Here is a 5028-nt window from a genome sequence, read left to right as displayed (position 1 = left end):
AGGAGAGCCGGGCGGCTCGGCCGTGACGGTGACGGTACCGCCGTCACCGGGGGACGGGGCTCAGCAGGCGCCGAGGTCCTTCCACACGCCCCAGTCGCTCGGGGCCGGGGCGTCGCCGCGGGTCCACCACTTGGCCTGCCAGGTGTGGCCGTTGTGCGCCACGGTGTTGCCACCGGTGTAGATGCTCGAGGCGTCCCAGGCCGCGGCCGAGCAGGTGCCCGAGCCGCCGGTGGTGCCGCCCGTCGTCCCGCCGGTCGGGTCGGTGCCGCCGGTGCTGCCGCCCGTGGGGTCGCCGCCCGTGCTGCCGCCCGTGCTGCCGCCGGTCGGGTCGGTGCCGCCGCCGCCGCCCGAGCCGGTGCCGAGGCGGGCGCCCACCGCGGTGGCGAGCGCGTAGTTGTTCTTCTTGTCCCAGTTGATCGACCAGGTCATGACGCCGCCGATCTTGCCGTACGGGGTGGCCGGCTTGAACGTTCCGCAGCCTGTCCCGGTCTCGAGGCAGTCGACGGCCTTGATGACGTTGGCGATGGGCTGGTAGCCGCCGCCGGCAGCGGCCTGGACCGCGGGGACCCCGATGCCGACCTGATCGGGGCGCAGACCCATCTCGAGCTGGATGCACGTGAGCGAGGTGAGGAAGTCGATGCTGCCCTGGCTGTAGACCTGCTGGTTGCAGCCCATCATGGCGCCCGAGTTGTAGTACTGGGTGTTGACGATCGTCAGGATGTCCTTGATCGCGAGCGTGAGCTGGTAGTACCCCATCGAGGTGGCCTGGTAGTCGATGGTCTGCGGCGCCATCGCGATGATGAGGTTCGGTCCGGCCTTGGCCGAGAGCTGGTGCAGTGCGCTCGACATGTACGTCGCGTTGATGCCGTGCTCGAGGTCGATGTCGACGCCGTCGAACCCGTACTCCTGCATCAGGCCGTACGCGGTGTCGGCGAAGTTCTTCGCCTCGGTGGCGTTGGAGACGATCACGTTCCCCTTCTCGCCGCCGACCGACAGGATGACCTTGCGGCCCTGGGCCCGGATCGCGGCGATGTCGGCCTTGAACTGCGGCACCGTGTACCCGCCCAGCTCCGCGCTCGACAGGTTGAACGTGATGCCACCGGGCGTGCCGGTCAGGTTGTCGGCGAACGCGACCGCGACGAGGTTGTACGCGGCCGGGATGTCGCTGAGCGGCATGACGACCGAGCCGTTGTTGAAGTTGTGCCAGTAGCCCGTGAGCCACTGGTGGCCGGGGGCGGCCGCGGCGGCGACCGTCGCGGGCTGGGCGGCGGGGAGCGGTGCGGCCTGGGCGCTCGTGCCGGCGAGCGCGAGGCCGCCGAGCGCGACGGTCGCGGCGGTCAGCGCCGCGAGCAGACGGGCCGGACGGCGGGTGCCGTCGGCGGAGTGGCGAAGGGTTCTCACGTGTAGCTCCTCTAGCAGGGGGTCCGGGACGTCGTCGTCTCACCGGGACCGTCGGAGTGGACCGGTCGTGGTCGGTCAGGCCGACCGTACGTGACCCGGGTCACGCGTGTGATGAGGGATTCCACGACTCTCTGCGCGCGGTCCGTACGTGGATCCCCGTACGGGTCGCGTACCCGTAGACGCTCCGCGAGCGTGCCCGACGGCGCAGCAGGGGCCGGGGCCGCGCGGTCGCCCGAGGTGTCGGCGGGATCGTTCGGGAAAGATCTCACGAGCGTGTATCAAACGCGACGAACCCCCCTCCCTCCCAGCAGGAGGAGGTCCGACGACCAGTCGGCCTGTCCGTCGAGAGTGCCGCGAGAGCGGGTCGGAGGGAGGTGCTGCCATGGCGGAAATGCTTGTCCCACCTGCACGAACACCTCTAGACTCGGGTTCCCCCGAAGTACCCGAGCACGACCGAGAGCAGACGGCGCACCCAGCCATGACACGGATCACCGAGGACGTCCCGGAAGTCGACGAACCGGAGGTGAGCCTCGGCGATCGAGCCGCGGCTGCTCTCCTCGACTATCGGGAGGGCAAGCACCAGGCACTGGCCGACTTCGTGAAGGAGGCGACCCCGCTGCTGTGGCACACGGCGCGGGCGCAGGGTGCCGACCGAGAGCACGCTGACGACGTGGTCCAGAACACCTGGATGGCGCTCGTGCGCAACGCTCACACCATCCAGGAGCCGCACGCGGTGCTCAAGTGGCTCCTCGTGACCGCCAAGCGCGGGGCGTGGGAGGTGGTCCGCAAGCAGCGCGACGACCAGAAGCGCCGCACCGAGCTTCCCGACGACCTGCTCGACGGGCCCGTCGGCGCGCTGCCGTCCTCAGACCCCACCCCGGAGACCCAGGTCCTCGAGGGGGAGCGGGACCGGCACCTGTGGCGCGCCGTCCTCCAGCTGCCGGACCGCTGCCAGCAGCTCCTCCGGCTGATCTCGTTGGCGGACCGCCCTGACTACAAGTACATCTCGAGCGCCATCGGCATGCCGGTGGGCAGCATCGGATCCAACCGCGGGCGCTGCCTGGCCAAGCTCCGCGACATCATGGAAAGCGATCAGGGGGACAGGACATGGGAAACATCATGAGCGCGCCGATCGGATACAGCCCCGACGACCCGTTGGACACGGCAGACCTCGAGATCCTCGCGGACCTCGCGCGGATCAGCGCGATGCTCGACCCGGTACCCGAGGGTCTCGTCGAGAGGTCGCTCTTCGCGATCACGTTGGCCGGCCTCGAGGCCGAGGTCATGGAGCTCGAGTACGTGCGCGTACCGGAGATGTCCGTCCGCGGTGAGGCGCCGCCGGTCGAGGCGCGGACCATCACGTTCACGTCGGAGGCCGTGACGGTGATGATCTCGCTCTCGCCCACCGAGGACGGCAAGGTGCGCATCGACGGGTGGGCGGCTCCGGCCGCAGAGCTCCGTGTCGTGCTGCACCGCCCGGGCGGGGTGAGCGAGACCCTGAGCGACGAGGACGGTCGTTTCGTGTTCGACGAGGTCGAGCCCGGACCCGCCAGCTTCGTGGTGCAGCCGGCCGCGTCCTCCCACGGTGCAGTGAGCACCCCGGTCATCGAGCTCTAGCCGACCCCACCCGCGGCGACCCCGTCGAGGGGCGCCGCGCCCCATGCCACGAGCACGGCGTCGCGCGGCGGCGGACGGGCTCGGTCAGTACGACTCGAGGAGGAGCACGTGAGCACGAGCTCGACGGAGAGCGGGAACGCTCGACGAGGTTGGCACGGGGACACCCCCGCGCGGTTGCAGTGGCGGACGCGAGCGCTCGACCCGGTCACGGCACGCCGGACCGGACGCGAGGCCTCCCCGCAGCCGACGTGGTACGTCGGTGATCGACTGCTGATCAACGCCGCGGCGCCGGAGGAGGGCGAGCCGGACCCGCGGTGGTTGCGTCAGCTCCGACGAGCCGCAAGGCATCGACACCTGGTGGTGGAGATCGAGCCTGAGACCTACGAGGACCTGGAGCTCGTCGAGCGCGCGGTCGAGGCTGGGCTCGATCCGGCCGTCGCTCAGGAGATGCGGACGGTGTTCGGTACCACTGTCGTGCTGGCGCGTGAGGACAACGGTGAGCTCCCCGACGGCTGGGACGTCGTCTCGCTCCTGCGGGACGCGCGGATCGACCTCGATGAAGGCGACGGTCCGGCCGAACGCGAGCAGCCCTTGCCTGCCGGGGCCTTCGTCTCGCTCGACCACGTGATCGTGCCCGGCTCGATCGGTGGGCAGCCCATGTCGCAGCCGTGGGACTTCTCGGACACGCAGCCGTTCATCCAGGGAATGCCCAAGACGGGGAGCCACCCCAAGACCGGGAGCCACCCGAAGACCGGGAGCCACCCCAAGACCGCTAGCCACCCGTTCGCGGGGATGGACGAGTACGCGGTCGCGGGCTCGGGCGGACGCCAGCCCGTGGCTTGGGTCGGCGCCGCACCCTGGCGAGCGATCCGTGCCGGTGACACGGTGTTCACCGGTCAGCAGGGGGAGCGTCGACCGGTCGTCGCGCTCATGGACACCGGCGTCGGGAAGCACCCGTGGTGGAATCCTGAGCTGGTCCCAGGCGTCGAAGCACTCGCGGACAACGAGCGCATCGTCCTGCGGGACCCGCAGGTCGTCGGCGTCCCTGTCGGCCTGTGCCCTGACCCCGAGTTCGACTTCCAGGACCCCGAGCACGGTGGAGTGTCGATCTACCCCCTCACGGGCCCGCTGGACCCGGTCGCCGGGCACGGCACGTTCATGGCCGGTCTCGTGCACCAGCTCTGCCCGGACGCTGTCATCCTCGCGCCCAGGGTCTACGGGGGTTCAGGGATCATCCCGGAGCGGGACCTCCTTCGCTCGCTCCGACGCATGCTTCTCTGGCACGTCCTCGGACTCAGCGGGGTACCCGGATACGCACCGGTGGACGTCGCGGTCCTGTCGCTCGGCTATTACCACGAGCGTCCCGAGGACGCCGACTTCGACGCTCCTCTCGGTATGGTCCTGTCGGCGCTGCGGCGGTTCGGAGTGCTCGTCGTGTCGTCGAGCGGCAACGACGGGCAGGTGCGAGAGACGTACCCTGCGGCCTTCGCACCGCGCATCGACCGTCGGACCACGCCGCCGACGCTGCTCGCCGGACAGCACCTCAGCTGGGACGAGCCACCACTCATCGCCGTCGGATCGAAGAACCCGGACGGCACGACGTCGCTCTTCAGCAACGACGGTACCTGGGTCACCTGTCTGCGCACGGGGGCGGGCCTCGTGAGCACTGCCCCGGTGACCATGGACGGTGTGATCGCGCCCTCCATGTACATGAAGGAACTCTTCTCGGAGGGCTTCCGCGCGACCATCGACCCGGAGGGATTCCAAGGCGGTTTCGCGGTCTGGAGCGGGACGTCCTTCGCGGCACCGGTTCTCGCTGGTGAGCTGGCTGCGTCGCTGCTGAGGGCAGGCATCCCGGCACCGACGGCCCCAGAACCTCACGGTGCACCGGCGCGGTGCCGGCCCCATCGTCCACAGCGACATCCACTCGCCGGCTTCGGCGATCATCGTGGCCGCGGTGCGGATATCGGTTTCGGCGAGGCCGGTCAGTTCCGCGACGCGGTCCGGGGG

The 5028-nt window shown here is 70.2% G+C and carries 4 protein-coding genes; 3 read left to right on the top strand and 1 reads right to left on the bottom strand.

Annotated elements, in window-relative coordinates:
* Positions 1-60: 60 nt before the first annotated feature.
* Positions 61-1401, bottom strand: coding sequence for a glycosyl hydrolase family 18 protein (locus tag ACFWFR_RS17245; protein ID WP_377623838.1), 1341 nt, complete (start codon positions 1399-1401; stop codon positions 61-63).
* A gap of 478 nt (positions 1402-1879) precedes the next feature.
* Here ACFWFR_RS17245 and ACFWFR_RS17240 point away from each other — a divergent pair, with 478 nt between their 5' ends.
* The 3 genes from ACFWFR_RS17240 to ACFWFR_RS17230 form a co-directional block, all read left to right on the top strand.
* A complete protein-coding gene (locus tag ACFWFR_RS17240; RefSeq protein ID WP_377623836.1) occupies positions 1880-2524 on the top strand; it encodes an RNA polymerase sigma factor in 645 nt (214 codons plus the stop codon).
* Entirely contained in the window at positions 2521-3018 is a 498-nt protein-coding gene (locus tag ACFWFR_RS17235) for a hypothetical protein (RefSeq protein ID WP_377623834.1), read from the top strand. The genes ACFWFR_RS17240 and ACFWFR_RS17235 overlap by 4 nt, the downstream gene beginning before the upstream one ends.
* Positions 3019-3375: 357 nt before the next feature.
* On the top strand, positions 3376-5028 hold a 1653-nt coding region (locus ACFWFR_RS17230; protein WP_377623833.1), incomplete at its 3' end, for a S8/S53 family peptidase.

Origin of the sequence: Oerskovia sp. NPDC060287 (assembly GCF_042726775.1) — a bacterium.
GTDB lineage: Bacteria > Actinomycetota > Actinomycetes > Actinomycetales > Cellulomonadaceae > Oerskovia > Oerskovia merdavium.
Note: the sequence above shows the minus strand (reverse complement) of the source record. Positions and strands in the feature narration are given on the sequence as shown.